At 69.4% G+C, this 1,830-nt stretch carries 4 protein-coding genes; 2 read left to right on the top strand and 2 right to left on the bottom strand.

What is annotated here, in order from left to right; translation table 11 throughout:
- Positions 1 to 80: 80 nt before the first annotated feature.
- Complete coding sequence (rimM, locus tag AC1D12_RS32385) at positions 81 to 671, bottom strand: ribosome maturation factor RimM (protein ID WP_197066742.1); 591 nt, start codon at positions 669 to 671, stop codon at positions 81 to 83.
- 20 nt (positions 672 to 691) lie between these two features.
- Positions 692 to 958: a 30S ribosomal protein S16 gene (rpsP, locus tag AC1D12_RS32390; protein ID WP_047500706.1), complete on the bottom strand. Its 267-nt coding sequence runs from the start codon at positions 956 to 958 to the stop codon at positions 692 to 694.
- A 154-nt stretch (positions 959 to 1,112) separates the two neighbouring features.
- Between rpsP and AC1D12_RS32395 the strand changes: the two genes are divergently transcribed.
- Both AC1D12_RS32395 and AC1D12_RS32400 read left to right on the top strand, forming a co-directional pair.
- On the top strand, positions 1,113 to 1,655 hold the full coding sequence (locus AC1D12_RS32395; protein ID WP_477845247.1) for a GNAT family N-acetyltransferase: 543 nt from the start codon (positions 1,113 to 1,115) through the stop codon (positions 1,653 to 1,655).
- 2 nt (positions 1,656 to 1,657) lie between these two features.
- On the top strand, positions 1,658 to 1,830 hold a 173-nt coding region (locus AC1D12_RS32400), incomplete at its 3' end, for an NINE protein (RefSeq protein ID WP_477845248.1).

The raw sequence follows: 1,830 nt of genomic DNA on the forward strand, positions 1-1,830 counted from the left end.
GCGCGTCACGCCCACGGTGAGGTGCGGCGAGAACAGTTCGGGAAACAGCGTGACGACGTCGAAGCGCATCAGCGGGGGGATCAGTAGTCCAGGCCCCAGTCGACGGTGATGCGGCGCTCGGCCAGGCTGACGTCGTCGACATAGGCGCCGACGAAGGGGATCAGCCGCTCCTCGGCCGGCGTCGCCGCGGCCAGCCGCAGCACGCTGTGCGGGCCGGTGTCGATCAGGCCGGCCACCGTGCCGAGGGTCTGGCCCTCGCGGTTCACGACCGTCATGCCGATCAGGTCGACCCAGTAGTACTCGTCCTTGCCGGCGGTCGGGAAGCTCGATCGGCCGACGAAGATGCGCGCACCGCGCAGGGCCTCGGCCCCGTTGCGGTCGGCGACGTCCTGCACCTGGGCCACGACGCCATCGCCGTGCTCCTTGACCTGCACGACCTTCAGCAAGGGCGGGAAGGCCGCTGCGGCGGTCGCCGGCAGCTTCACGCCTTGCGGCTCCGGCGGTTTCAGGAACCACCGGCGCGAAGAAAAGAGGGCCTGGGGATCTGCCGCGAAAGGCTGGACGCGGATCCAACCCTTCACGCCCCAGGCATCGAGAACCCTGCCGATCTCCACCGCATCCTCGGGCCACGCGGGATCAGACATCCCGGCAAGCCCCGGCGCGGTGGTCATCGACACGTTCTCGGCGGCACTCAGGCTGCTGCAGCAGCCGGCGTCGCGGCCTTGGCCTGCTCGACCAGGCGAGCCACCGTCGGCGACGGCTGGGCGCCGTGGGCAACCCAGTGCTCGATGCGGTCGAACGCGACGCGCAGCGGCTGCTCGCCACCGGACGCCACCGGGTTGTAGAAGCCGACGCGCTCGATGAAGCGGCCGTCACGGCGGACGCGCGAGTCAGCGACGACGATGTTGTAGAACGGACGCTTCTTGGCGCCACCACGTGCGAGTCGAATCACGACCATGTTGTTTCCTTGAGATTGTCGAAAACATCCACCGCACCAGGAGACACTCAGGGCAAGCAGATCGGAGGTCGGTGCCGTAGATACGCCAACCCTCCGGGTCGACCGTCACCGAAACCCGGCATTATAAACTCGCCAGATCACCCCGCCAGCCAATATGTCCGAGAGCCCCATCACGATTCGCGCCAGCACGGCCGCCGACCTCCCCGCCATCACCGCCGTCTACGGCTGGAACGTGCTGCACGGCACCGGCACCTTCGAGCTCGAGGCACCCGACCTCRCCGAGATGACCCGCCGCCGCGACGACGTGCTGTCCAAGGGCCTGCCGTGGCTGGTCGCCGAACGCCACGGCGAGGTGCTGGGCTACGCCTACGCGAACCATTTCCGCCCGCGCCGCGCCTACCGTTTCTGCCTCGAGGACTCGATCTACCTGTCGGATGCCGCCCGCGGCCAGGGCGCCGGCAAGCAGCTGCTGGCCGAGCTGATGGCGCAGTGCGAGGCGCTCGGCGCACGCCAGATGCTGGCGGTGATCGGCGATTCGGCCAATGCCGGATCGATCGGCGTGCACCGCAGCCTCGGCTTCGAGCACACCGGGCTGCTGAAGTCCGCCGGCTGGAAGTTCGAGCGCTGGCTCGATGTGGTGCTGATGCAGCGCGCGCTCGGCACCGGCGATGCCGTGCCGCCGGCGGCGGGCCAGTGACCATGGCGAAATCGAAGACGCTCGCGACCTGGATCGCGCTGGTCGGCGGCAGCCTCGGGCTGCACCGCTTCTACCTGCACGGCCCGCGCGACGTGTGGGCCTGGCTCTGGCCGGTGCCCACGCTGATCGGCGCCTATGGCGTGCTGCGCGTGATCCGCATCGGCCAGGACGACCC

Source organism: Rhizobacter sp. P1_G5 (assembly GCF_056405435.1).

Excerpts from the sequence above, each read along its gene's own strand:
- rimM (WP_197066742.1), bottom strand. The coding sequence starts at position 671 with ATGACCACCGCGCCGGGGCTTGCCGGGATGTCTGATCCCGCGTGGCCC.
- rpsP (WP_047500706.1), bottom strand. The coding sequence starts at position 958 with ATGGTCGTGATTCGACTCGCACGTGGTGGCGCCAAGAAGCGTCCGTTC.